Annotated in this window: 26 protein-coding genes; 24 read left to right on the top strand and 2 right to left on the bottom strand. The window is 34.2% G+C overall.

Annotated features, from left to right (window positions below; all coding sequences use genetic code 11):
- The first annotated feature begins 11 nt into the window (after positions 1 to 11).
- A complete protein-coding gene (locus tag PHE88_09975; GenBank protein MDD5688143.1) occupies positions 12 to 1,142 on the top strand; it encodes an ATP-binding protein in 1,131 nt (376 codons plus the stop codon).
- Positions 1,143 to 1,316: 174 nt separating this feature from the next.
- Here PHE88_09975 and PHE88_09980 read toward each other — a convergent pair whose 3' ends face one another.
- A complete protein-coding gene (locus PHE88_09980) occupies positions 1,317 to 1,664 on the bottom strand; it encodes a helix-turn-helix transcriptional regulator (GenBank protein ID MDD5688144.1) in 348 nt (115 codons plus the stop codon).
- Positions 1,665 to 1,913: 249 nt separating this feature from the next.
- Between PHE88_09980 and PHE88_09985 the strand changes: the two genes are divergently transcribed.
- From PHE88_09985 to PHE88_09995, 3 genes are read left to right on the top strand one after another with little or no spacing between them, the layout of a single operon-like run.
- Complete coding sequence (locus tag PHE88_09985) at positions 1,914 to 2,192, top strand: hypothetical protein (GenBank protein ID MDD5688145.1); 279 nt, start codon at positions 1,914 to 1,916, stop codon at positions 2,190 to 2,192.
- Between the two features lie 14 nt (positions 2,193 to 2,206).
- Entirely contained in the window at positions 2,207 to 2,518 is a 312-nt protein-coding gene (locus PHE88_09990) for a hypothetical protein (GenBank protein ID MDD5688146.1), read from the top strand.
- Positions 2,519 to 2,526: 8 nt separating this feature from the next.
- Positions 2,527 to 2,883: a hypothetical protein gene (locus PHE88_09995; GenBank protein MDD5688147.1), complete on the top strand. Its 357-nt coding sequence runs from the start codon at positions 2,527 to 2,529 to the stop codon at positions 2,881 to 2,883.
- Positions 2,884 to 3,486: 603 nt separating this feature from the next.
- On the opposite strand, the gene PHE88_10000 is transcribed toward PHE88_09995, so the two are convergent.
- Positions 3,487 to 4,536, bottom strand: coding sequence for an IS110 family transposase (locus PHE88_10000; protein ID MDD5688148.1), 1,050 nt, complete (start codon positions 4,534 to 4,536; stop codon positions 3,487 to 3,489).
- A 513-nt stretch (positions 4,537 to 5,049) separates the two neighbouring features.
- Here PHE88_10000 and PHE88_10005 point away from each other — a divergent pair.
- The 20 genes from PHE88_10005 to PHE88_10100 all read left to right on the top strand — a co-directional run bounded on the left by PHE88_10005 (position 5,050) and on the right by PHE88_10100 (position 25,076).
- On the top strand, positions 5,050 to 5,265 hold the full coding sequence (locus PHE88_10005; GenBank protein MDD5688149.1) for a hypothetical protein: 216 nt from the start codon (positions 5,050 to 5,052) through the stop codon (positions 5,263 to 5,265).
- A gap of 93 nt (positions 5,266 to 5,358) precedes the next feature.
- Complete coding sequence (locus tag PHE88_10010; GenBank protein MDD5688150.1) at positions 5,359 to 7,527, top strand: DUF2723 domain-containing protein; 2,169 nt, start codon at positions 5,359 to 5,361, stop codon at positions 7,525 to 7,527.
- The gene (locus PHE88_10015) at positions 7,490 to 8,746 is read left to right on the top strand and encodes a hypothetical protein (GenBank protein MDD5688151.1); all 1,257 of its coding nucleotides are present in this window, start codon (positions 7,490 to 7,492) and stop codon (positions 8,744 to 8,746) included. Before PHE88_10010 ends, PHE88_10015 begins: the two co-directional genes overlap by 38 nt.
- A gap of 26 nt (positions 8,747 to 8,772) precedes the next feature.
- Positions 8,773 to 9,144: a hypothetical protein gene (locus PHE88_10020; GenBank protein ID MDD5688152.1), complete on the top strand. Its 372-nt coding sequence runs from the start codon at positions 8,773 to 8,775 to the stop codon at positions 9,142 to 9,144.
- Positions 9,145 to 9,178: 34 nt separating this feature from the next.
- Positions 9,179 to 9,574 carry a response regulator gene (locus PHE88_10025; GenBank protein ID MDD5688153.1) on the top strand — a complete coding sequence of 132 codons (396 nt, stop codon included), beginning with the start codon at positions 9,179 to 9,181 and terminating at the stop codon, positions 9,572 to 9,574.
- Positions 9,567 to 9,872 (top strand): hypothetical protein, encoded by a 306-nt coding sequence (locus PHE88_10030; protein ID MDD5688154.1) that lies wholly within the window; start codon positions 9,567 to 9,569, stop codon positions 9,870 to 9,872. The genes PHE88_10025 and PHE88_10030 overlap by 8 nt, the downstream gene beginning before the upstream one ends.
- 141 nt (positions 9,873 to 10,013) lie before the next feature.
- Positions 10,014 to 11,921 (top strand): beta-N-acetylhexosaminidase, encoded by a 1,908-nt coding sequence (locus PHE88_10035; GenBank protein ID MDD5688155.1) that lies wholly within the window; start codon positions 10,014 to 10,016, stop codon positions 11,919 to 11,921.
- A gap of 165 nt (positions 11,922 to 12,086) precedes the next feature.
- A complete protein-coding gene (locus tag PHE88_10040; GenBank protein ID MDD5688156.1) occupies positions 12,087 to 12,440 on the top strand; it encodes an aspartate 1-decarboxylase in 354 nt (117 codons plus the stop codon).
- An 81-nt stretch (positions 12,441 to 12,521) separates the two neighbouring features.
- Positions 12,522 to 13,871, top strand: a complete 1,350-nt coding sequence (locus PHE88_10045) for an NADP-dependent malic enzyme (GenBank protein MDD5688157.1) — start codon at positions 12,522 to 12,524, stop codon at positions 13,869 to 13,871.
- A gap of 224 nt (positions 13,872 to 14,095) precedes the next feature.
- Positions 14,096 to 15,496: a lactate racemase domain-containing protein gene (locus tag PHE88_10050; protein MDD5688158.1), complete on the top strand. Its 1,401-nt coding sequence runs from the start codon at positions 14,096 to 14,098 to the stop codon at positions 15,494 to 15,496.
- Positions 15,497 to 15,684: 188 nt separating this feature from the next.
- Positions 15,685 to 17,190 (top strand): FAD-binding oxidoreductase, encoded by a 1,506-nt coding sequence (locus PHE88_10055; GenBank protein ID MDD5688159.1) that lies wholly within the window; start codon positions 15,685 to 15,687, stop codon positions 17,188 to 17,190.
- Positions 17,183 to 18,025 carry a fumarate hydratase gene (locus tag PHE88_10060; GenBank protein MDD5688160.1) on the top strand — a complete coding sequence of 281 codons (843 nt, stop codon included), beginning with the start codon at positions 17,183 to 17,185 and terminating at the stop codon, positions 18,023 to 18,025. The genes PHE88_10055 and PHE88_10060 overlap by 8 nt, the downstream gene beginning before the upstream one ends.
- Positions 17,994 to 19,016, top strand: a complete 1,023-nt coding sequence (locus tag PHE88_10065) for a GIDE domain-containing protein (GenBank protein ID MDD5688161.1) — start codon at positions 17,994 to 17,996, stop codon at positions 19,014 to 19,016. Before PHE88_10060 ends, PHE88_10065 begins: the two co-directional genes overlap by 32 nt.
- 99 nt (positions 19,017 to 19,115) lie before the next feature.
- A complete protein-coding gene (locus tag PHE88_10070) occupies positions 19,116 to 20,426 on the top strand; it encodes a T9SS type A sorting domain-containing protein (GenBank protein ID MDD5688162.1) in 1,311 nt (436 codons plus the stop codon).
- Positions 20,427 to 20,574: 148 nt separating this feature from the next.
- The gene (locus PHE88_10075) at positions 20,575 to 21,150 is read left to right on the top strand and encodes a LemA family protein (protein ID MDD5688163.1); all 576 of its coding nucleotides are present in this window, start codon (positions 20,575 to 20,577) and stop codon (positions 21,148 to 21,150) included.
- Between the two features lie 88 nt (positions 21,151 to 21,238).
- Positions 21,239 to 21,838, top strand: coding sequence for a Fe-S-containing hydro-lyase (locus tag PHE88_10080; protein ID MDD5688164.1), 600 nt, complete (start codon positions 21,239 to 21,241; stop codon positions 21,836 to 21,838).
- A gap of 106 nt (positions 21,839 to 21,944) precedes the next feature.
- The gene (locus tag PHE88_10085; GenBank protein ID MDD5688165.1) at positions 21,945 to 23,063 is read left to right on the top strand and encodes a YgeY family selenium metabolism-linked hydrolase; all 1,119 of its coding nucleotides are present in this window, start codon (positions 21,945 to 21,947) and stop codon (positions 23,061 to 23,063) included.
- A gap of 90 nt (positions 23,064 to 23,153) precedes the next feature.
- Complete coding sequence (locus tag PHE88_10090) at positions 23,154 to 23,744, top strand: hypothetical protein (GenBank protein ID MDD5688166.1); 591 nt, start codon at positions 23,154 to 23,156, stop codon at positions 23,742 to 23,744.
- Entirely contained in the window at positions 23,734 to 24,393 is a 660-nt protein-coding gene (locus tag PHE88_10095; protein ID MDD5688167.1) for a hypothetical protein, read from the top strand. Before PHE88_10090 ends, PHE88_10095 begins: the two co-directional genes overlap by 11 nt.
- Before the next feature lie 284 nt (positions 24,394 to 24,677).
- Positions 24,678 to 25,076, top strand: coding sequence for a hypothetical protein (locus tag PHE88_10100; GenBank protein ID MDD5688168.1), 399 nt, complete (start codon positions 24,678 to 24,680; stop codon positions 25,074 to 25,076).
- The last annotated feature ends 93 nt before the right edge of the window (positions 25,077 to 25,169 follow it).

Raw genomic sequence — 25,169 nt, forward strand, 5'->3', positions numbered from 1 at the left:
ATACGGATACTATGATACCCAGATTTATTGAAAATCAGATACTGTCATCTCTCAAACCAGGCAAAGTCATTGGACTTTTTGGTGCCAGAAGAACCGGTAAAACCGTATTGATGAATATGGTAAAAGAAAAATTAAAAAATAAGCCGGTTCTAATGGTAAATGGTGAAAATTTAGATGTGATAGAAATATTAGCAAGTCAGAGATTAAGCATTCTTGAAAAGTTTGTATCCGGGTATAAATATCTTTTTATAGATGAAGCCCAGAAAATACCTAATATCGGACTCAATCTAAAACTTATTGTTGACAATATTCCTGGGATTTCAATTTTCGTTTCCGGCTCATCCGCTTTTGACTTAAAAAACAAAATAGGAGAACCGCTGGTGGGGAGAAGTAAATTCTATTATTTCTATCCCATAGCACAACTAGAATTAAACAATTATCAGAATTTTCTTAAAAACAAGGAAAACTTGGAGGACAGATTAATATACGGAATGTATCCGCAGGTTCTAATGGACAAAACTTTGAAAGGTAAAAAAGAACTGCTTGAATCAATAAGAGACGGATACTTATTGAGGGATATACTGCAATTAGATAATCTTAAAAACTCCTTGTTCATATTTAATTTATTGCGTCTCATAGCATTCCAGATTGGTAATGATATTTCATATTCTGAACTCGCCAACAACTTAAATGCAAATAAAAAGACAGTAATGAGATATCTTGAATTACTTGAAAAATCATTTGTGATATTTTCTCTATGCGGGTTTAGCAGGAATTTAAGAAAAGAATATACAAAAACACCGCGCTATTATTTTTGGGACAACGGTGTTCGTAATGCTATTATTTCAAATTATAATGGTATTACTATGCGGGATGACATAGGAAAATTATGGGAAAATTATTGTATTTCAGAAAGAATAAAAAAATTAAATTACAAAAACATTCATTGCAATAAATATTTTTGGAGAACTTACGACCAGAAAGAAATTGATTTAGTGGAAGAAAGAGGAGGACGGCTCTGGGGTTTTGAATGCAAATGGAAAGTAAAAAATGTTAAGCCACCAAAAGATTTCATTGAAACATACAAAGATTCTAAATTCACAATTATAAACCAGGATAATTATTTTGATATTATAGGATAATTAGTTATAGTTTTTTGTTGACCAAAGATTCCCAATAATAACTTTTAGGGATGACGTATTTAGTGTTCTATTGCAGAATATGGAATAAGCAATCTTTGAATGATAAATACACCCAGTATGTTTATGTAGCTGCAGAGCGTTAGCTCTGCTTTTTTTATTCTTTATTATAGAGTTTTATTTCTTTCTTTTATTTTTTGAGAAAAGAGAGGTAGCAAGTGAATATAGAAGTGTTTTTTGCCCGTCAGTTTTATCTCGTATAAGTTGTATTAACTTTTCCGTATGCAAATCATATAAATTTTTAGTTTTTTCTTCTTTCTGGCGAAGTAAAGAATCAACAGGAACATTAAGTGCAGAAGCAATTTTCTGAAGCGACTTAATACTACATACCTTTCTACCGCCTTCAATATGTGCAATAAAAGTAGGATGAAGCCCCGATTTATCCGCTAATTCTTCCTGAATAAGTTCTCTTTGTCTCCGAAATTCTTTAATCCTTGACCCAATAATTTTCTGCAGATTGTCCATTCATTACTCCTAATCTAATTTTATTAAAAAACACTCTCTGAAGGTCAATATTGCGATATAACATTAAAATTGTAGCCGCAGAGCAAAGCTCTGCTAAAACTTAGTTTAGCAATATCATATTTATAACCTTAAAATTAGACAATAGTCAATAAATCATACATACTTGACATATAGAGCAATGTATGTTATACTTATTTTAAAAAATATAAAACTAAAAATATTTTATGGAAGAACAAAGGGAGTGATAGTGTGAAATCAAAGAATGCGACTATAATATTAGTAATAGGTATTATTATTTTTTGTATCGAAGTGTGGCAAAATTCTGTTGCAAGTGAAGCGCTTAATTATTTTAACAGTAATGCCACATGGGATGATTTAAAAAGATGTGTAGATGCTGGACCTTATATTTATAAACAAATTCTTCAAAAACATAATATGGCAACTTTTTTAATATGGATTGGAGCAATTGGAACTGGACTTGGTGGGTATTTGCTGTATAAGTCAAGCCAAGAAAAAATTTCTGTTTAAGGGGGATTACGCATATGATTATGGTATTGCTGATATTATGTGTTCTGACTATCGTAATAGTCTTGTATTCTGCCTTTGCTGGTAAAGGTAAGAGAGTAGAAGAGGTGAAAAATGTAAAAGATGATTACGATTCAAAAAAAGATACGGTAATTAAATGTTCCAAATGTGGTTTTGAAAGCAAAATGAAAGAATTTGAGTTGCTTTACTATATAGAGTATAAGCAAAGTAGCCAAGTTCTTACTAAAGAAGTAACAGGCGCACAATTATTTGGTGCTAAAAGTATCAGTTGGAAAAATAAATGCTCAAAATGCGGTAATGTGTTTTAGGAGAAGGTATGATTACTAAAATGGTTAATGAAAAATTACATTCAGGACTTAAAATACCAGGAACAACATTTATAGTTAAGGGATGTGGTAAAAGGAGAGGCAAATGCGCTTTAATCTATCTTATCCCCAATAATAATAATCCCAATAAACCTTATGAAAAGGGTATTACTAAACCAGAATGGCAACAAGCATATCAGCAGATAAAAACTAACAAAATTTTTACTCGGCAATGGTTTAATAAAAATATGAAACTTTGCGTAAAAGAGGGTGGCTGTAATTTTAAATTTATTGGTCATGTTTTTGTCTTTTTAAAAAAAGCAAATTACAAAAACCATGGAGTTTTCAGTAAAAGAGGTAAATATTAAAACATAAGTTAAAATAATTTCAATGATTAAAATTATTTTGAAAGATTGTTGTGTCAAAAAGTATTTTTTATTTTTCTGCTTAATATTGTCCGTGACTGTTGTATCTCTTGCAGAATTGCCTCAGAATAATAGTGCATTTCAATGCCCTATTTGTGGAAGTATGAATACTATGGTGTGAACCAATTGTTTATTATTTAAGCGGACCATAGGAATGGTCTGAAATACACGGATGTCATAAGTGTGGATACAAAATGGCAACGGGTAAAAGAGCGTAAGAATGAAGAGGAAGAACAACAAAAAAGACAAGAACAAGAAGCAAGGGAAGAACGTGCTCGCGAGCGGAGAGAGCAGTAACGGGGTCACCTGTTTAGGTAGTTGTCAATAGCAAACAAAATAATTTTGTAGTGATTCCTCACGCTAAACAAAAACTAATTTAAATGACACCTATCCGAAATTCGCAAATCCCTTTAATTATCTTAAGAAAACCTAGAAACTTCAGTTTTCAGTCACCCATTGGCAGCATTTGACAAAGCAAATCTGCATGATATTATCGGGACGGCAATCCCTCGTTAATCAAGTCTATGGAAGCTGCTTTTCAGCACTTCAGACCCTCGCGAACGCAGGAATTGTCGCATTTCTAATAGAATAATTTTCTGATTTATCAGGATAAAATTCTCGTTTCTCTTTTAATATATGATAAATAATTTTTAGCATATCTCTTGCTAATGCTACTTTCCCGGTATTAGGACACTTTCTCTTTGCAATTAATTCATATTTTTTTGTCTTTCCTGGTATTGCTCTAATAAAATGATATACAACTTCTATTAATATCCACTGCAAATTCTTTCTCCTGTTTACATTAAGAGAGCCATGTATTAGTTTATTTGCACTTTGATATACTCTCGGCGCCAATCCGGCATAAGAACACAATTGATTGAACGACTTAAACCGATTAATGTCAAATATCTCACTTTTTATTAATGCTGCACTAAAATAATCTAAACCGGGCATAGTAATGAGATTTTTAATATCTTCATCTTTAAGAACTTCTTCACGTATGAATTTACCAGTAGCAAACAACCGCTTATTTAGACATTCTATTCTTTCTATATATCCGGAAATAGCTTCTTGATAAAAAACCGGTAAATGAGTTACCGATATTTCTTTTAACCGCTTATATGTCGTAAAATCGCCATAGGAATTTTCACCAAGTTTATCTAATATCGATTTTACTCTGTATATATTTCGTGATCTATCTTGTACTAAACCCATACGGTATTTTAATATTTCTTTTATACTACGGGTTTCTTTATCCGGTATACTTACAGATGGCAAATATCCTTTCCGCAATACGTCTGCTATTAACCGAGCATCTATTTTATCAGTCTTTTTATTTCTTTTAGCAAATGCTTTTAATTCATATGGATTTGCCAAATATACTTTCTCTGCATACTTCTCTGCCATATCTATAAGAAAATACCAGTTATATGTAGATTCTACTGCCATAGTAAATGGTTTAGGAATTGTTTCAAAATATTCCTTTAATTTTTCAATAGAATTTGATATACTTCTACTATCAATCTTTTGTCCGTTTTCGGACATTACATAAAACCAAGATTGTTCTTTATGTAGATCAATTCCAACATAATTCATGGGTGATTCCTCCTTTGTTAAAATTTGTTTTCCACAAATATTATAACAATTTTGTGGGGAATCACCTAACATTATATCAGGTCTTTCATTTTAACATTTTATTATTTTCCTACGTTTAAACAAAGATTTGAAATCAAAAGGATGTCTTCTCTTATCAAATCTGTTCCTACCAATGAATAGGTTAACCTAATCAGAGTATTATCTTACTAAGACTTGCTGGACGAAAACAAGATTCAATACTTGTAAAAAAATCTATTAGTGCTGGCTTTTTAATCTTCTGCGGGAAATCTCCATCTATAAAATTCTACTAAAATATATTTTGGCGATAAATCCTTGACAAAAACGTTATTTTACTATAATTATTGTTGTTCAATAATTGTAATGCAATAATGCCAGATTATGGAAAAAGATTAGTTAACTCTTTTACAACAATAAAATCTGAAGAACCTTTCATAATTTTTTTTGTTGACTTTTTTGACCCTTTTTGTTATACTTTTTTTAGAGATAAAATACATGCAACATATTTTAGAATTACCGAAAGTTGACTTTATCACTAATGTAAAAGGAAAACCTAAATCTGTAATTTTGAATTTTGCTGACTGGAAAAGAATTGTTGAAACATTAAAAATTATATCCAGTAAAGAACTGCGGCAATCTATAAACCGCGCAAAAACTGAATTATGTAAAAGTTCTAAATTATTTAGTATAAAGGAGTTAAGCAATTTATAATCCGTATTTCCTCCCGGAATTTTCTAGACAACTTAAAAAACGCCCTTCACGAAAAAGTTTATTAAAAATAGTAAATAATGGTAATGCCTGAATATGTGTTTGGTTTTTTTAGTCTCATTTTTCTTTTATATAGTTACATTATATCCTACTGTTTCAGTAGGAGATAGCGGTGAACTAATAACAGCTGCTTATACATTAGGTATTCCGCACCCTCCGGGTTATCCTCTTTGGACAATTCTTGGCAAAATATTCACGATAATAATTCCTTTTGGTAATATAGCATATCGCGTAAACTTAATGTCAGCTTTCTTTGGAGCGTTAAGTTGCAGTATAATATATTTGGTTACAAAGCAGATAAGCGGATTAACAGATGAGCAGATAAGTGATTCATATACTTACCCGCTTACCCGCTTGCCCGCCAAAGATTCAGTGGAGGGCTTACCCGCTTACCTGCTTACATGCCTCCCAGCTCTAATTCTTGCTTTTTCCAACAGTTTCTGGTCACAATCGGTAATTGCCGAAGTCTATACACTTAATGCTTTTTTTGTAGTTTTACTCATTTACTTAGTTATCTACTTTTTCTACGGAAAAAGTACCCCCCTGCCAGTTTTGCAAAGCAAAACTAGGGGGGAACACCCAATTATTTACCTCTTTGCATTTATTTACGGGATATCTGTTGCAAACCATTTCATAATGTTTCTTTTTGTTCCTGTGTTTTTTATATATTTAATATGGCAGAATCCAAAATATTTTAATCTGAAAATAATTATATTATTAATTGCAATTTCTCTTTTTGGATTGTTGTTATATATTTATTTACCGATTCGCTCATTAATAAATCCACCTATTGACTGGGGGAATCCTGAAAATCTTAAGAATTTTATCGCACATGTAGGACGGTTTCAATATAAAGGTATGGAATTGGCAGCAAAAGTCAGTTTGACAACAAAACTTCTTTATGTTAAAAATATTTTTGTTCAAAGTATACAAAATTTTGGGATTGGATTTGTAATTATTTCAATAATAGGACTTTATATCCTGGTTAAGGAAAATATTAAATTTGCCGTTCTGACAATTCTTATATTTTTGGCAAATACAGTCGGTTTAATAATTGCACTGAATTTCAAATTTACTCCGCAGGATATAGATGCTTTTATTCCATATTATCTCCCTGCTTGGATTGTTGTTTCTATATGGATTGGTTTTGGTATTTTTAAATTAGTTTTTGTTGAAAAAGGCACAAAAATTAATCTTGCGACGAAGTCGCTTATTTTAATATTGCTTGTTTTACAGCTTGTTGCTAATTTTAAGAAAAATTATAATAGATATAATTTTATCGCTTATGATTACCCGGTTGATATATTGAAATCTGTTCCTAAAAGAAGTATATTATATTTGCAGGATGAAGTTGACGAGACAATTTTTACACTTTCTTATGTAAAAAATGTTCTTAAAAAAAGACAGGATGTTACAGTTATCGATTCGTATAATAATGTTTTTTTGCCCAAGTTCCCCGGACAGAAAACAGCAGAATATTATTCCACAGTAAATATTGATAAAATAAAGAAATCGTTAGTATTGTGTGGACTAATTTGGACAGTTAATAAAAAAGCGGAGGGTTCACCTTGGGTTTTTTATTCAGGACGGATACCGGAAAAAGTTGAAAATTACAGGGAACAGGAAGTTGTTGCAAGATACCCGTATTTTTACGGTAAGTTTTTGATGGTGTCCGGGAAACAAAAAGAAGGGTTTTTAAAATTAAAAGAATCACTTGAAACCGGACCTGACCTTATTTGGCTCAATAATAATGTCGGTAATATTTTCAGGCAGAATGAATATTTTGATGATGCGGGTATAACGTTAAATAATACAATTCATCTGGATTCTACATATTCGCCGGCATATTACAATTTAGGGCTTTTGTTTTTACAGAAAAAAGAGACTGATAAAGCGATTGAATATTTCAAAAAAGCATATCAATATGACAAAACTGACGCTGATTCTCTTTCCCAGATTTCAAAAATTTATCAGAATAACGGATACAAGTATTTTTTGAGTGAAAAACTTAACGAAGCGATTAACGAATATAAAAAAGCGATGGAATACACACCTTCTGAAGTAGATATTTATTACAATATCGGTGTGATTTATAGCCGGTTAAATGATAATAAAAATGTACGTCAGTTTTTTGAAAAATATTTAGAAATAAACCCAGGAGGTAAAAATGCAGAAACAATCAGAAAATGGCTTGCAACAAACTAATATAAACGTAGAAAATAAGTTAATGCCGACCAAGGTCGGCAACTACATAAACATTGTAGTGGCAGAGCTTGCTCTGCCTGCATCTTTCAAATTCATAGACATCAAGTTAACAAAGGCTGTCATTGCGAGCCCGAAGGGCGCGGCAATCTCAAGATTAATTAAATGGGTATATTTTATTTTAATTACTTCTTGTTTATCCTTTAATTACCTTTATTCTCAAAATACTCAAACGACAATTTCTTATCCTATTTATGTTTGCACGGCAAACAACCCTAACGATTACCGGCTTTTTGCCAATGGGTCGGGCTGGGACGGGTTTTGGTATGTAGGTTATAATCGTTTCTGGGTTGAAGATATTTTTGTTCCGGAAAGTTTTTCAAGTTATAAAAGAGTGTTTATCGGGACCAAACTCGGCAGGATGAAATCAACACAAGTCTATAAAAACGGGAAAGCTACTCTTGACAAAGAAGCCATTCCCGGCGATTTTTATATGGCGATATCCTCAACCCCGTCATGGAAAAAATCAAGTTGGAAATTTCTTACCACTACAGCAGACATACCTTTTGAGGGCGATGGCGAACTGGCAGTTGAACAAGTCGGAGAATCGCAGTGGTTTTGGACAGAAATTCCTATTAAAGAAATAAGTTTTGGTAGTGATAATTATATTGTACTCTGGTCTACCTCTGTTTATTTAACGGATTCATCAAACAGCCCTATTCTTGCAGCTGCCTGGGGAGGAAAAGAACCGGATAGTTTTTTAAGTGATGGAATAAAAGGAGAACCGCCGCAGTTTTATAGCACAGCAACATTAAAATCAGCTCTTACCGTATTTAAACCAGCGATTGCCATAAAATTTGTTCCGGATTTGGCGCAAAATATAACTGTGGGACTTATGAATATTGTAGCAGATGAAAAAATATCCGAAAAAAAGGTAGTTTATGCATCTGTCCTTGGTAATGAAATAGAAAAAGTCTGGCTTGAAACATCAGCTAGTAACAAAAAATGGAAGAAACACGGTTTAACTATTTATACGGCACCGTATATGTTGTCAATAAACCCTAAAAAACTGCTGGATGAAAATGTTCAGCCAACTGATAAAAAGAAGCCAGAATCATCTACCGGATTTTATATTCGAGTTTGTGCTACCGATGTCTGGGAAAACATCGGAATAAGCCCATCTCTGAGGATTTTTGTCATTGACAAGACGGACAAGAAGTGATAAAATAATACCGAGGCAATGAAAAAATGACCCTAATTGGAATTTTATTTTTTGTATTAGTGGGACTTCAAATAATCACCATAATACCGCTACCGTCAAAAATCCCAAAAACCAAATGGCAATTATTTGTTCCGGTAGTATCACTTCTACTTTATATCCGATATGAACATATTATGCTATCAACAGGTAACAACATAAGAGTTGACCTTGGAATTTTACATCCTTTAATAATCACTGCGTTTATAACAAGTATTATAAGAAGCATATTAATGTGGAAAAATAGAAAAATTAATGTAATATATTTGATTGTGGTAATAAGTAGTTTCCTATATTGGTTGTATTATATTTACTTTGTTTGTCTATTTTATCACAATTTATTTCCACCGATTAATTGGTAACAAATTACTGCACCTGACTTATATATAAAATAAAATGATAACCAGAAAAATATTTAAAGTATTTATTATTGATGATGATGTTAGTGTTATGGAGTTATTCAAACATATTCTTGAGGTGGACGATATTCACACTTCTGTTGCTTATAACGATGAAGAGGTAATGAAAAAAATTCCGGAAATAAAACCGGATTTAATGATTATTGATTTAATGATGCCCAAAAAAGGCGGGTTTCATCTTTTAAAGGAACTTCAACAAGATGAAATTGCAAAATCTATACCTGTAATAGTCGTTTCCGGCAAATTCGTTGATGGTACAACATCTGATTTTTTGCAGCAACAGCCGAATGTCCGAGGTTTTTATACCAAACCTATAGATCCTGTTGGTTTTATGTTGGGTGTAAGAAAGGTTTTAGGAGGGGAAAGTGTTTAAAAAGAAATGGGTGCATACTGCAATTGTCGTAATTTTAACAGTTATTGTGATGTACATTATGATTTATGTTGATGTGTGGTTCCGTGCAAAAGATTCATATATGAAAGCGGAAAAAGCAGCTAAAGAAAACGACTGGAAGATGGCATATACATGGTACCAGACCGCTGTAGAACAATTTTCACCGCCGAATTCCAAATGGGTTATAATGTCAAAAGAAAAAATGCCGGTAGCACTGGAAAAATGGAAAGAAGATTTACGGAAAAGGAAAATTCCGTTTGAAGATTACATGTTGGAGTAATCTCTTAAGTTGTAGTAGCTTGCCCTTGGCAAGCATATATAAAGCACGCCGAGGGCCTACGACAACTACAATTACCTTTTCAAGCTTGGTTTTGTTACTAAAAAGTTACTGAATAATTGAGCTAGTATAAATTTTAAATTTATGAAAAATATGAAATATTTTATTGATTATAAAACATTACCTGACGAATTGAAGCAGGGCGTTAAACAACTTTGTAGCGAATATCCTGTAAGTTTTGAAAAATGTTCCGATGCAAAAGAGATATGTTTTACAAAATACAGAAATTTTGGACAGGTAAGTAAAATAAAGGTTTGCAAATCTGTCAAAACAATAACTGTAAATTATAGCCGCAAAACAGATGCATTCAGGGCGTTAGGACGGCTTTTCGGGGAGATAAAATATCCTTCAAAATCTGATTTTAGCGAGAAGTCTCAATTTGAAATGACAGGCATTATGCTGGAATCATCCAGAAACGGCGTTATGACAGTTGATAATGTAAAAGCGTTTTTAAGACGTTTTGCTCTTATGGGGATAAACGTCGTGTTAGTATATACAGAAGATACATATGAAGTACCCGATGAACCGTTTTTCGGTTATTTGCGCGGAAAATATACTCAAAAAGAGTTACGAGCATTAGATGATTATGCGTATAATCTTGGCATAGAAATGTTCCCGTGTATTCAGGCGCTGGCACATTTGCGGCAGATATTACAATGGGATAATTCATACAGAGATGTGACTGATACGGATGAAATTTTATTAGTTGGCGAACAAAAGACATATAAACTTTTAGAAAAGATGATTTCTGCTGCTTGTGCACCTTACAGATCAAAACGGATACACATAGGAATGGACGAAGCACATGGTTTGGGGACCGGCATATACCTTGAACGTAACGGCTATCGTCGTAAATTTGATATTATGAACGAACATCTGACAAAAGTTTGTAATATATGCAAGCATCTGGGATTGAAGCCCATGATTTGGAGCGATATGTTTTTCCGCATAGGCTCAAAGGATAATGATTATTATGATTTAAATGCTAAAATTCCTCAGGATGTTATTGATAATATACCGAAGAATATTGAGTTAGTTTATTGGGATTATCATCATAAGGAAGCAGAGTTTTATAAAAAATTTATAAATATGCATCGCAAGCTTAATAAAGAGCCTGTTGTTACGCCGGGAGCATGGAACTGGAATTGTTTCTGGAGTAATTTACCGTTTGCATATTTAACGATTGAACAATGTGTTAAAGCTTGCAGGGAAAAGAATATCCGGCAGACTTTTTTAACCACCTGGGGTGATGACGGTATGGAAAATGACATATATTCAACACTTCCGGCTGCCCAGTTTTTTGCTGAAATGGCATATTCCGGTAATGTTGATAGGAAAAAACTTGAAACAAATTTCTACGGTTCCTGCAAGGCTGATATTGAATCATATGAATTAGCTTGCAGAGTAGATTACCCGTTTGGTACTAAGGAACCGGGAACAAGCAACTTGTCAAAATGGCTTTTATGGGATGATTTGCTAATAGGATTATGCGAACCGCAACAAAATGGTCTTTCATTCAAAAAGCACTATTTAGATTTATTGAACGGGTTAAAACAAAAAGTCGGTAGTGATGAAGCATCAAAAAGGTTAAATTTTCCTATGCAAATAGCAAAAACACTTTCTATTAAATGCGACTGCCGAAAACATCTTGTTGCTGCATATAAGTCCGGAGATAAAAAGAAACTGGAAATGTTGATTAAAACAGAGGTCATCCCTTTATTAAGCGAAATAAAAAAACTCTGGCAAATTCATAGGGAAATGTGGCTTGCAACTTATAAACCGTTTGGTTTGGAAGTAATAGAAATAAGATACGGCGGATTAATGGCAAGAACAGAGAGTCTTATAACCCGACTTAGACAGTATATTAAAGGAGATATAGATAATATTCCGGAGTTTGAAACTAAACTGATTAAATTTCATGGGACATCATCAAAACATTTAACACGTGTTTATTCATATAAACGCATAGCAACACCAAGTGCGATACTTTAGTTAAACTGCGATTACACAGAAATGTCATTGCGAGGAATGAAATGACGAAGCAATCTAATAAGATTGCCACGAGACTTCGTCCCTCGCAATGACAGCGATGTTGCCATCTGTGTAATCAGTGGCTGTTGAAGATTTTTTCAACAGACACAATAGAGGAGTAAAAAAATGTTTAGAAAAATGGCGAAGTCAAAAATCCAGCTTGCGAAAATTACCGGTAAAAATCTTAACTATCTCGGTTCAATCAGGATTGACAGAAAACTTATGGACCTTGCGGATATTTACCCGTATGAGATAGTAGTTGTTGTTAACAAAACAACAGGCGCAAGATTTGAAACGTATGTTCTTGAAGGCAAGAAAAATTCCGGCTGTATTGAATTAAACGGCGGCGCCGCAAGATTAGGTGAAGTTAGTGATGAGTTAATAATTATTTCATACGAATACGTTGAAGAAGAAAAGGCAAAAAGATACAAACCCAAACTTGTTTTTCTAAATAAAAAAAACAAACCGCAAAAAAGATAAATCTGAGAAATCGGGGACGGTTCTGGTTTTTGGAGAGAGGATAAACCAGAACCGTCCCCGTTATTATAAAGGGGAAAATATATGGCACAGAAAAAAGTTTCTAAAGAGGAATTACTGGCAAAGGCGAAGAAACCGGGCGAAGATGCAATGATATTGCATCCGTTTTATCAGGGGAAAATGCAAACTCTTCCCAAGTGTACCGTTTCCGATTTTAATGATTTTGCTATCTGGTATTCTCCCGGTGTCGCTGAACCCTGTTTGGCGATAAATAAAAACAAAGAACTTGCTTACGATTATACTTGGAAAGGAAATACAATAGCTATTATTAGTGACGGGACGCGGGTTCTCGGCCTGGGCGATATCGGACCCGAGGCAGCTATGCCGGTTATGGAAGGGAAGGCGTTACTTTTTAAGTATCTCGGCGGCGTGGACGCTGTCCCGATATGTCTTGATACAAAAGATGAAGATGAATTTATAAATATATGTAAAAAACTTCAGCCGTCGTTCGGCGGATTTAATCTTGAAGATATAAGTCAGCCGAAATGCTTTAAAATATTAGAAGTTTTACGTAAAGAATGTAATATTCCTGTTTGGCACGACGACCAGCAGGGAACAGCGGCGGTAACGGTCGCCGGATTAATTAATGCGCTTAAAATAGTAAATAAAAAAATTAATAAAGTAAAAATCGCAATGAACGGGGCAGGTGCTTCCAATATAAACATAGCGAGATTAATAATGTCGGCAGGGGCTGAACCGGGGAATATAGTAATGTGCGATACAAAAGGCACTTTGCATAAGGGAAGAACAGAATTAGAGAAAACTCACAAAGAAAAGTGGGAGATATGCAAAAAAACAAATTCAGAAAATATTATCGGCGATAAAGCAGATGCAATGAAAGGCGCCGATGTCTTAATTGCGCTTTCAACCCCGGGTCCTGATGTTATAAAAAAAGAATGGATAAAATCTATGGCGAAAGACGCGATTGTTTTTGTTTGTGCTAACCCAATCCCGGAAATATGGCCCTGGGACGCAAAAGAAGCAGGTGCAAGAGTTGTTGCAACAGGGCGGAGCGATTTCCCGAACCAGGTAAATAATTCTTTGGGTTTTCCGGGAATATTTCGCGGTACGCTGGATGTGAGAGCAAAAACAATAACTGACGAGATGTGTCTCGCCGCGGCATATGAACTTGCAAAAGTTCAGCAGGATAAAGGACTTGATGAAGAGCATATTTTACCGACAATGGATAACTGGGAAATTTTTCCGCGTGAGGCGGTTGCAGTAGGCATGAAAGCGATTGAACAGGGCGTGGCACAAATTAAAATTTCCAGTGAAGAATTATACAAGAAAGCAGAAAAGGCGATTAAAAATGCGCGCGAATCAACCCAGATGTTGATGAAGAAAGGATTTATTCCGCCTCCGCCAAAAAAGTAGCTGCAGAGTGTTAGCGCTGCTACAAGGTAATATAAAAAATTATATGAAAAATATGGTTTTTCACTAAACGATGTTTTTTTAACGCTTGAAAAATCTATCCGCCACTGAATCAATGGTGGACTTAACGATTTTTTAAGCTAAAAACATCTAAATCGTTCAAAACCAGATTTTTTAATAATATAATATAGTTTTTGATAGAACTTATTAAAAATGGAGAACTAATTATGGCAAATACCAAGTATGAAAAAGATATCACATTATCATATGGCGACAAGTTACTTTCAGGTTTTATTCCGCATGAAACAGTTACGAGCGGTAAATTTATCCCTTTGATTTTACCGAAAAAGATGGCTGTGATTAAAGATGTAAAAGGTGCACTGGTTGATGCACTCGAAAACCCTATCGGCGACCAAAAATCGTTAAGTAAACTTATAAAAGATAATTATAAAAACGGCGATATTGCAATAATTGTTGATGACCACGAAAGACCTAACATTCACACGAGATTACTCCTGCCTATTTTAATTGACAGACTTACTTCTGTTCATAAAATCTCGTCTGAAAAAATTAAAGTAGTAATAGCGACCGGTACTCACAGGCCTTCTTCAATAGAAGAAATAAAAAAGATATTAGGCGAAGAAATGTTCCCGAAGGTAAATTATGTAGTACACAAATGCCGTGAAAATAATGTTGAAGTCGGGAAAGTGGATAATCAAGTAATAAGGATTGATAGTGCAGTTTTCAATTCCGATATAACAATTTTACTTACAGATATAGATAATCATTATTTTACGGGTGTATCTGGAGGACCTAAGGCGTTTTGCCCGGGGGTCAGCGATATGGAGACAATCACTTACGAGCACTTAAAAATGTTCGGCGAGTTTGGGTTCGCTCATAACGTGGATTTAGGTAATATTAACAACAACCCGGTATTTGAAACAAAGAAAAAAATAGTGAAAGTGGTTATAGAGTCGTTAAGGAAACACGGGCGAGAAGTTTATTCTACAACTTCTATTGTTGACCCTGAGGGTGACCTTGTATATCTTAAAGGTGGTGAAACTTTTGAGAGTCACCTGGCAGCAGCCAAGATGCTTAAAAGTGTATGGACTGTAAACATTAAAGAACGGGCTGATATTGTTATATCCGGTGCTGGCCACTGGGGCATTAATTTATATCAGATGGGGAAAGCGACGCATTGCGCTTATCATGCCGTGAAAAATGGCGGGATTATTTTGAATGTCGCACCGTGCAACGATGGCTGGGGTAACGAAGAATTTAAGAATCTCATGAAAATAGGTATGGCTGAACTTAATAAGTATAAAGACAGGGACATTGGAATCAGGAAAGCGAGTGCGATTGTTGTAGATAAAGTGAAAAGTGATTATAGAATAGGGAAACAGAAACCGGTTGATATTTTCCAGATACTTTATTACGTCGGCTGGGGCAACATTCATATAATTCAGGATGGTATACCTGAAACAGATTATAATATTTTACCGTTTATGTTTTGGGGTGACAAAAAACAACCCGTTGAAGAGCGATTAAGGTCCTGGCTGGAAAAATATCTACAGGATAAAACAATAATAGTTACAGATAACCCGAATTATTTGATAAAAGTATTATAATAATCCCCCTCATCTTTCATCTTCTCCCCTGTGGGGAGAAGAAAGAGTTGAGGGGTATGTAGGTGTAATGTAGACATGGAAGCGATCTCATAGAATGTCATTCATCGAAGACGGGATTGCCACGAGCCAATAAATTGGCTCTCGCAATGACAGGTTGTTGGTTGTGAAACAGTTTACAATATCATTATATGAGAATAATTGAAGGCAAAGAAAATATTCTATCGGGGTACTTAACATATTTACAGGACGAGTCAAAACTTTCGTTCGGCGATATTGAATATCTTGCTTTTCCTGAAAATGAAAAAGATGTTTGCGATTTTCTAAAATTCGCTTCGTCAAAAAATATTCCTGTTACAATTTCCGGCGGCAAAACCGGTATTGTTGGCGGCGCCGTGCCGTTAAAAGGCGCTTTAATGTCGGTTGAAAAACTCAACAAAATACTCGGAGTTAAAAAAATAGGCAAAGAATATTGTATTCGGGTGCAAAGCGGGGTCAAACTCAGTGAACTTAACAAATATTTAGAAACAGAAAGTTTTGATAACGAAAAGTACATGTATCCCGTAGACGTAACCGAGCAGACAGCAGGAATCGGCGGGACGATTTCAACAAATGCGTCAGGTGAAAGAAGTTTTAAGTATGGTCCCACCAGAAATTGGGTTCACTCTTTGAGAATCGTTTTAGCGGACGGAAATATATTAGATATTGAACGCGGCAAAATATTCACCGACGGTTTTAATATGAAAATAGCAGTTTCTGAAAATAATGTATTGAAAATAACGGTTCCTAAATATAAAATGCCTTCCGTTAAAAATGCTGCAGGTTATTACGCTAAAGAAAACATGGATTTGATTGATATTTTTATCGGCAGTGAAGGAACGCTTGGTGTTGTTACTGAAATAGAGCTTGTATTGACAAAAAGACATGAAAATGTAATGACATTACTTGCATTTTTTAAGAGCGAGCCGAACGCGGTAAACTTTTTCTTTGAGTGCAAGCAAAAACTCACATCCGCGATTGTTTTTGAGTATTTTGATAGCGGGGCGTTTGACCTGTTAAGACCGAAAATAAGCGATTTACCCAAAGATAAAAATTATGCCGTTTTTTTTGAAGTGGAGTTTAATAATGATAATCTTGCCGATATTTCCTCAACAATAGAAGCACTGCTTAAAAAGAATAATTCTACATTGGACGATACCTGGGGCGGTTTTGAAAAGAAAGATATTGAAAAAATCAGGCAGATAAGATACTCGATTCCCGAGACAATAAACGAAACAATTGCCAAAAGAAAACAAACATATCCTGCAATCCATAAAATTTCTGCGGATATCGCTGTTCCCGGAGATAAGCTTTTAAATATGATTGCATATTACAAATCAAAATTGAAACCGCTAAAATTACAATACACAATATTCGGTCATATAGGCGAAAACCATTTACATATGAATATATTACCAAAAGACGACAAAGAATTTGTTGCTGCAAAAGAACTTCAGCTCGATTTTGCTAAGAAAGCGGTTGCACTGGGTGGTACCGTTTCAGCCGAGCATGGTATCGGTAAAATCAAGCGCCAGTTTTTAGAGATAATGTATGGTAAAGACGGAGTAAAGCAGATGGCAAATATTAAAAAAGTATTTGACTGCAAGTGTATTTTGAATAGAGGCGTTATGTTTTCTGAGGAGTACCTTAATGCGTAATATTTCAGCCGGTAAAATAATAGAAACAGTAAAGAATCTTTTTATTGAGGCGAATTTTTATTTGCCGGAAGATGTATTACTGAAAATAAAAACTGCCGGTAAAAAAGAAAATAATCAAAGGGCAAGGAAGATTTTAAATCAATTGTTAGAAAATGAAAAAATTGCTCGCCGTGAAAGAATTCCTATTTGTCAGGACACAGGAACAGCAGTTGTTTTTTTGGAAATCGGGCAGGATGTACATATTTCCGGCGGCAGTTTGACAGATGCAGTAAATAAAGGTGTCCGGCAGGCGTATAAAGAAGGCTATTTAAGGAAGTCTATTGTTTCGGACCCGCTTGAACGGAAAAATACAGGCGATAATACACCTGCGATTATTCATACGGAAATTGTTCCAGGTAATAAATTGAAAATATCAGTTCTTCCCAAAGGCGGCGGTGCAGAAAATATGTCCGTTATAAAAATGTTTTTACCGTCCGCAACTGCCGAAGATATAAAAAGTTTTGTAGTACAAACTGTGAAAAATGCAGATGCTAACGCTTGCCCGCCTGTAGTTGTCGGTATCGGTATAGGTGGAACATTTGATACCGTGGGGTTGCTTGCTAAAAAAGCGCTTTTAAGAGATTTGAATTCTTCAAATCCTAAAGAAAGGTATAAAAAACTGGAAAAAGAAATATGCGATTCTTTGAACAAAACTAATATAGGTCCGATGGCTTTAGGAGGTAAAACAACCGCTCTTGCCGTGTTGATTGAAGTCGCGCCGTCGCACATTACATCTTTGCCTGTAGCAATAAACATTCAATGTCATGCAAATCGACATAAAACCAGGATTTTATAAAAAGCCCATATGGCTGATTCCAATTATTGCGTTTTTTGCGGCTCTTATATACTATTTTATCAGCAAAGCTTCTTTTGGTGCAGCAAAAAACGTATTTGGTTACACACATGAAATATCCCTGCTGTTAATTGGTTTTATTATTTTAGCTGATGGTTTAAAGTATCAGCGTAGAAAAGAATTTATTGAAGGTATTCCGACTTCAAAAATCAGGTCAGTTCCCATGGGTTTTTCTGAACTATCTGGTGTAGCAAGACAAAAATTTGATTTGAAAAGTCCTCTCACAAATGCTGTGTGTGTATTTTACAGGTTTACAATTGAAAGAAAAAGTGTTAATAAAAAGAATAGAAGGACGTGGATGTGGGAGCTTATTAAAGAAAAGACGTCAACAATTTATTTTTATATAGAAGATGAAACAGGACAAATTCTTGTTGACCCGATGGACGCGGAAGCAGTTTTACCGGTTGATTACAGGTATGTAGAAACACAAGGCACATTAACTTCAACCCCTGTAGAATTGCGTTATACCGAATGGTATATAGAACCGGGTGATAAATTGTATATTTTAGGGACTGTCAGAAAATTCAAAGATGCTGTTGGCGACCGGAGGGAAAAATTAACCGAGCGGCTTCGTCAATTAAAGGAAAACAAGGAAAAACTTAAAGGATTTGATACTAATAAAGACGGTAATATAGATGCGGAAGAGTGGGATAAAGCAAGAGAAAGCGTAGAACAGGAACTGGTAGAAGAAGAACTTAAAAATCCGGTAGTATTAGAAGATGATGTTGTTGTTGCGAAAGGCGATGTTGAAAACACATTTTTTATTTCAGACCGCAGCGAGAAAGAACTGACACAAAAACTTTTTTTAAAAAGTATATTATTCGGATTAGGTGGTACACTTTTGATAATTATTATTTTAACGTCTTTGCTTGCCCGATCTCATATTTTGCCGAGAGATTTGGTAATTCCGTGGGATAAAATTTATAAAGGTTAAATATATCTCCTCTCAGGGTATAAGATTAAAGATGAGGGGAGAGCGGACAAGAGCAGTTAATAATAAGTATCAAAGATTATAATTAAGAGGAATGGAGTTATGGTAATAAAGCAGAAAACTACGCATTTATTAATTTTCGCAATATTTATTTTATTTTTTCTCAAGTGTATTGAAAAAACACTGGAAGCATTGCAATCTAAACAGAAAGAGACAATGCAAATTACACAAAAGACGACGACGAATACTACAAGACCTAATATTGAATGGGGTATTGGGGTTTATCCGTCACATGGTCTTACAAATCCGAATATAAGTGATTGGGACGATGCTTTTAGAGTGGGAAGTCGTGTCGGAAAAATTGCACATTTGGAAGTTACTCACGGTGAGATGTCTTTGGACGACATGTTTATGCTGTGTGATATTAAAGTCCCTCTCGCAAAAAAATATGATATGGAAACTTTTATACAGATTAATACCTTCGGCAAAATACCGGATGCGGTTGAATATAGACACGAAGCTGTAGAAGTAGCAAAAAAATATAAGCCTGATTATATGTGTCTGGGTCAGGAGATAAACTATGTTTACGATGACAATCCAAAAGAAAAATATCAGCAGTTTGTCAGAGATATCCTGATTACTTACCAAGAAGTGAAAAATGTTTCACCAAACACAAAGGTATTTCCATCATTTGCATATGAACCGATGAGAGCAAAACACCAGGAATTTCTCTTCGATGACTTTAAAGAGATTGTTCCATATTTCACTATGACAAGCTACCCCATGGATTTTCTTAATCTCTATCCTAAGAACACGTATAAATCTCCGCAAGATATTCCTGCAAATTATTGGAATGTCTCTGATATTACTTATAAGAATGTTTTTGTAACAGAAACAGGTTGGTCAACCAATACAAAGTGGGGTGGTTCAAGACAACAACAAGCAGAATTTGTTGATAAGGTAAACGAATTCGTGAGGGCAAATCTCAAGATAAGAAAAGTTGTATGGATAACAATGATGGATTTAGTTGATGAGGACACTTCGGATACATACGGGTATCCCGGAACTATGGGATTTTTCACTATAGACGGTATAGATAAAGGTAATTTCGGACTTATAACATCTGAAGTACAAAATCTTTCAGTGCAGGCCATAATAGTCTATCCGAACCCGTACAATCCGCGAAAAAATGTTCAAGGATTAACAATAGTAGGTTTAACAACAAATGCGAAGGTAAAAATATATACGATAAGTGGAGAATTGATAAGGGAGATAGAAGGGAGTGATGGAGATGGAAGTGTAGTATGGGATGGCAAGAATGGTAACGGTAAAATAGTAGCGAGTGGAATATATATAGGGTATATAAAAGATACAACAGGAGTAAAAAAAGTAAAAATTGCAGTAGAAAAATGAGAATAGAAAAAAGCTGCATAAATATTATTAAAAGTGCACGAAATTTATATAAAATTATCGAAAAAAACTTACACTTTTATAATTATATAGATTTTTATTCGCAGAAGTAATACTAAGTTTTTCAGCAGACATTAAGGAGGTATGTATTATGGGTATTATAATTCTAATTTTGATTTTACTTATTATGGCGGTTGTTTGGCTTATCAGTTATTTTATCGGTATTTACAACCAGCTTGTACAAATCAGGATAAATATTGATAAGTCCTGGGCGAATATTGAAATTCTTGAAAAACAGCGGTATGACGAAATACCGAAATTGGTAAAAGTCTGCGAAGGGTATATGCAGTATGAAAAAGGCACGTTAGAAAAAATAATATCTGCAAGAACAAAATTTTTAGAAGCAAAAAACCCGTCGCAAATGGCTCAAGCGGGTTCTGATTTATCAGGCGCACTGAAAACGCTTTTTGCAGTTTCAGAAAACTATCCCGAACTTAAAGCAAATGAAAATTTCAAACAGTTGCAAAGCAGGGTCAGTTATTTGGAAGGTCAGATTGCCGACAGGCGTGAGTTTTTCAACGATTCCGTGGCTATTTTTAATGTGCGGATTAAGCAGGTGCCGGATGTATTTGTTGCAAATTTATTGAAATATACACCGAAGGAAATGTATAAAGTTTTATCAGAAGAGAAAGCATCACCGGATATCAAGTTTGATATCCCAAAATAAATGTTTCCAATATCTTGAAAATGTTGTAGCTGCAGCCAAGTAGGTTCGTCTGAGGCGAAAGTGGTAGCTCTGCTACAAAAAGAAAACTATGCAAAAAGTTAAAATACCTTTAACAGAAGACATCTTAAAAAAACTTAAAGCCGGTAACGAGATTTTATTAAGCGGCATTATTTATACCGCCAGGGATGCCGCGCATAGACGGTTGATGCTAAGTTTAAAAAAACCTCCTTTTAATCTGGAAAATGTTATAATTTATTATACAGGACCCACACCAACAAAACCCGGTAAAATTATCGGCAGCTGCGGGCCCACCACGGCTTACAGGATGGATAAATACACGCCAAAGATGTTGGAATACGGTGTCAAGGCGACTATTGGTAAAGGCAGGCGTTCAAAAGATGTTATTAGTGCAATGAAAAAGTATAAAGCTGTGTATTTTGCCACGACCGGCGGTGCCGGTGCATTGCTTTCCAAATATGTAAAAAAATCAGAAGTTGTCGCCTTCCCTGATTTAGGCTGTGAAGCCATTTTCAAGTTACAAGTAGAAGATTTCCCGGTCATAGTAATAAACGATATATATGGGAATGATTTGTATAATAAGACAGTCCGAAGTCCGAGGTCCAATGTCCGATGTCGGAAGCAAGAAGCAAGAATTAAGACAAAGACGTCCAATGTCCGAGGTCAATAAAATGTAGTCGCTTGCCCTTGGCAAGCCCAACAATGTAGTCGCACCGTCTTACGGTGCTGGTTAATTAGATTTTAACTATTAACTATGAACTTACGGAGTTACTATTATGGATAATCACAGTCAAAATTGTTTAAAATTTTTACAAAAGATGGTTTCTACGCCAAGTTTAACAAAACATGAACAAATAATTTCCAAAATTGTTGCTGCAGAAATGAAGAAACTCAATTATGATTCTGTAAAGATTGATAAATTAGGAAGTGTTGTCGGCAGAATCGGTAACGGCAAAAAGAAAATCGTTTATGATGCCCATACCGATACTGTAGGTGTTGCTGATTTAAAACATTGGAAGACAAACCCGTTTAAAGCTGTTCTTAAAAACGGGATTATTTACGGTCGCGGTGCTTGTGACGATAAAGGTTGTGTTGCCGCGATGGTTTATGCAGGTGCTTTAATAAAGAAACAGGGATTATTAGGCGATTTTACGCTCTATGTTTCAGCATCTGTACGGGAAGAAAGTGCAGACCATTCCGGGATAGGTTATCTTATCAGAAACCTGGGATTTAAGCCCGATTGTGTAATAATAGGAGAACCATCAAATTTAAAAGTTGTCAGAGGACATAAAGGCAGGGCGGAAATGAAAGTTACGGTTAACGGTAAATCGTGTCATGCAAGTGTTCCGGAAAAAGGTGATAATGCTATTTATAAAACACTTCCTTTCATAAAACAAATTGAATTGCTTAATAAAAATTACAAAGTAATTTCCGAATTAGGCAAACCAGTAATAAGTGTTACCCAGATTGAGACAAAAAGCGCCTCTACAAACACCATTCCTGATAATTGTTCTTTTTATATTGATAGGAGACCGGTTGAATCTGAAACAGAAACCAGTGTCCTTAATGAAATAAGAAAAATATTCGGTAAAAATGCCAAAGTAGAATATCTTAAAAAATATTCCAGTGCATTTATTTTGCCAAAAGAACACAAACTTGTCCAATCATCAGTTTTAGCTTACAAAAAAGCATATAACAAAAACCCGAACGTAGTTCTTTGGCCATTCTGCACAAACGGTTCGTTTACAATGGGCGAAGAAAAGATTCCAACAATCGGTTTCGGTCCCGGTGAAGAAAAGTACTGCCATGTCCCAAACGAACAAATCCGCACCAGCGATGTCCTAGAATCAATAAAATTCTATTCACTTTTCCCGTTAATGTTTTCTAAAAGATAAAAAAATCAAACAATAAGAAAACACTTGACAAAATCGCTATTGTTGTATATAATTATACAAGAAGATGTATGGCATGATACAATTATATGTATGAAATATAGAATTAATAAACAGGAACTGATAGAGAGATTATCCATCTGGGATGGTTTCTTAAAAAGAAAAATAAATCTTATTGCATGCGGTGGTACCGCTATGACGTTACTTGGTATAAAGGACTCTACGAAAGATATAGATTTGTTAGTTCCGGAGCCAAAGCAATACGAATATCTCATAAATATTTTGACGCAACTTGGTTATAAATCAGTTACCGGCAATGGCTGGGCAAGGGAAGGTGATTTTGTATTTGATTTGTTCAAAGGTAAAAGCGTTCATACAACTGAACTACTGGAGTCGCCGCTTAAAAAGGATAAACATATTTTTATTGCTGAATTAAATCATATTTATCTTGGAGTTTTAAATTATTATGATTTAATTATAAGTAAAATATTCCGATCATCGAGTGTAGATATTGAAGATTGCATAATATTGATTAAAACGAAAAAATCTGAAATTGATTTAATAAAATTAAAACAATTTTATTACGAAACAGCATATTATGATATATCTGAAGATAAAGTGATAAAATATTTTGAATCTTTTGTTGAAAAACTGAAAAAAGAAGGCATTTACGATGAAAAATAATCTCACTGAAAATCTAAATCAACTTGGGTTTCCCGTTATGAAAAAAGAAGAGCAACTGGATGCAAATGTCGTATTGGCTGATGTTGTTAAAAGCAAAGATATGCGGTTTTGGGATGGATTTCCTGTTATGTTAGCCAACGCTCTAAAAAAAGGTTTATTTGATTTTCATAAAACAGTTAAATATCTGAGTAAGTCCGATAGAAATACATTTTTCGAATTAATGACATTATCATTAGCGCTTTATAATAATCTAAGTCTTGAATATGACTGGTCAAAAAAATTATATAGTCTTCTTAATTTAAGCGATAAGGACAAATATAAGACATATCTTGAAAAAATGAAAAATAACGAGGATTTATTTGTAGCAGAACATAAGATGTCAAGTCAGAGATTAAAGGATACATTCAGAAATTATGCTCTTGAAGAAAAAACAAAACTCAAAGAATTGCTGGAATTAAAAGATGAGTATAATTTAGAGTTTGCCTTATCGCAGGTGTTTTCGCCAAAGCAAAAAGATTTATTTTACAAAAAGTTAAAAAACGAAAAATTAACAAAAACCGAAAAAGAGTATTTTTCAAGAACAGTAAAAAAGAAACTCTTAGCTTTGGCAAATAATGAACTTCATTCTTTGGCCCAAAAATTATTGTAGTTTTGATAATCCTTAGACAAGGAGAAGAAGTTGAAAAAGTAGAAATAGGGGCATCTATTTAGGTAATTGTCAGTAGCAGATAAAAAAGCCAATTAATAAAAAAAGTAATTTTTTTAACAAATAATTTTTGATTTTCCAACGGGAAAATAATAATATCATAATGTTACTTAATTACAATAAATGTTGCATTTTATTTTTGTGATGATTACTCCATAATCCAACAGAAATCAATACAGTAGAATTAAATTGTGAATTGTAATGCAATTAGCAAAGGAGGTTTTTCTATGAGGTTTTTTCACTACTTTTTTTTCAGTATGATACAGATAGATATTGTCTTTTTTATTCTTATTATTTTTGTATTGATAGGTATTTATTTTTCTTGGAAATCGGTTACTGAAATAATATCTTGTCGTAATTCCGGTATTGTAAATTTAATATGGACTACTAATTGTGCATGGTTTGGACTACTTTGTGGATTTATCGGTATTATTATACTTATAATTTATCTTATGAAAGTCTGTTTTACTTGGGCAAAGTATCTTACAGACCTAAATACGATTTTTGCTATTTTCTTTGTTGGTCTAGGAAGAAGTTTGCGCTTCGTAATTTTAGCTACGATTCTTCTTTTTATATCCAGTTTTTGTAGATTTTTAATCATTAAACAAATGAAAAATAAAAATTAGAATATGAAATGAGGATGGTTTTAATACTCTAATTTCTCCACATTTCAACGAATTTAACAGTAATCATTTTACAGTGATTTTGCCAGATTATCT

Source organism: Elusimicrobiota bacterium (assembly GCA_028718185.1).
Taxonomy (GTDB): Bacteria; Elusimicrobiota; UBA8919; order UBA8919; family UBA8919; genus JAQUMH01.

Excerpts from the sequence above, each read along its gene's own strand:
- PHE88_09975 (MDD5688143.1), top strand. The coding sequence starts at position 12 with ATGATACCCAGATTTATTGAAAATCAGATACTGTCATCTCTCAAACCA.
- PHE88_09980 (MDD5688144.1), bottom strand. The coding sequence starts at position 1,664 with ATGGACAATCTGCAGAAAATTATTGGGTCAAGGATTAAAGAATTTCGG.
- PHE88_09990 (MDD5688146.1), top strand. The coding sequence starts at position 2,207 with ATGATTATGGTATTGCTGATATTATGTGTTCTGACTATCGTAATAGTC.
- PHE88_09995 (MDD5688147.1), top strand. The coding sequence starts at position 2,527 with ATGATTACTAAAATGGTTAATGAAAAATTACATTCAGGACTTAAAATA.
- PHE88_10000 (MDD5688148.1), bottom strand. The coding sequence starts at position 4,536 with ATGAATTATGTTGGAATTGATCTACATAAAGAACAATCTTGGTTTTAT.
- PHE88_10005 (MDD5688149.1), top strand. The coding sequence starts at position 5,050 with ATGCAACATATTTTAGAATTACCGAAAGTTGACTTTATCACTAATGTA.
- PHE88_10010 (MDD5688150.1), top strand. The coding sequence starts at position 5,359 with ATGTGTTTGGTTTTTTTAGTCTCATTTTTCTTTTATATAGTTACATTA.
- PHE88_10015 (MDD5688151.1), top strand. The coding sequence starts at position 7,490 with ATGCAGAAACAATCAGAAAATGGCTTGCAACAAACTAATATAAACGTA.
- PHE88_10020 (MDD5688152.1), top strand. The coding sequence starts at position 8,773 with ATGACCCTAATTGGAATTTTATTTTTTGTATTAGTGGGACTTCAAATA.
- PHE88_10025 (MDD5688153.1), top strand. The coding sequence starts at position 9,179 with ATGATAACCAGAAAAATATTTAAAGTATTTATTATTGATGATGATGTT.
- PHE88_10035 (MDD5688155.1), top strand. The coding sequence starts at position 10,014 with ATGAAAAATATGAAATATTTTATTGATTATAAAACATTACCTGACGAA.
- PHE88_10040 (MDD5688156.1), top strand. The coding sequence starts at position 12,087 with ATGTTTAGAAAAATGGCGAAGTCAAAAATCCAGCTTGCGAAAATTACC.
- PHE88_10045 (MDD5688157.1), top strand. The coding sequence starts at position 12,522 with ATGGCACAGAAAAAAGTTTCTAAAGAGGAATTACTGGCAAAGGCGAAG.
- PHE88_10050 (MDD5688158.1), top strand. The coding sequence starts at position 14,096 with ATGGCAAATACCAAGTATGAAAAAGATATCACATTATCATATGGCGAC.
- PHE88_10055 (MDD5688159.1), top strand. The coding sequence starts at position 15,685 with ATGAGAATAATTGAAGGCAAAGAAAATATTCTATCGGGGTACTTAACA.
- PHE88_10060 (MDD5688160.1), top strand. The coding sequence starts at position 17,183 with ATGCGTAATATTTCAGCCGGTAAAATAATAGAAACAGTAAAGAATCTT.
- PHE88_10065 (MDD5688161.1), top strand. The coding sequence starts at position 17,994 with ATGCAAATCGACATAAAACCAGGATTTTATAAAAAGCCCATATGGCTG.
- PHE88_10070 (MDD5688162.1), top strand. The coding sequence starts at position 19,116 with ATGGTAATAAAGCAGAAAACTACGCATTTATTAATTTTCGCAATATTT.
- PHE88_10075 (MDD5688163.1), top strand. The coding sequence starts at position 20,575 with ATGGGTATTATAATTCTAATTTTGATTTTACTTATTATGGCGGTTGTT.
- PHE88_10080 (MDD5688164.1), top strand. The coding sequence starts at position 21,239 with ATGCAAAAAGTTAAAATACCTTTAACAGAAGACATCTTAAAAAAACTT.
- PHE88_10085 (MDD5688165.1), top strand. The coding sequence starts at position 21,945 with ATGGATAATCACAGTCAAAATTGTTTAAAATTTTTACAAAAGATGGTT.
- PHE88_10090 (MDD5688166.1), top strand. The coding sequence starts at position 23,154 with ATGAAATATAGAATTAATAAACAGGAACTGATAGAGAGATTATCCATC.
- PHE88_10095 (MDD5688167.1), top strand. The coding sequence starts at position 23,734 with ATGAAAAATAATCTCACTGAAAATCTAAATCAACTTGGGTTTCCCGTT.
- PHE88_10100 (MDD5688168.1), top strand. The coding sequence starts at position 24,678 with ATGAGGTTTTTTCACTACTTTTTTTTCAGTATGATACAGATAGATATT.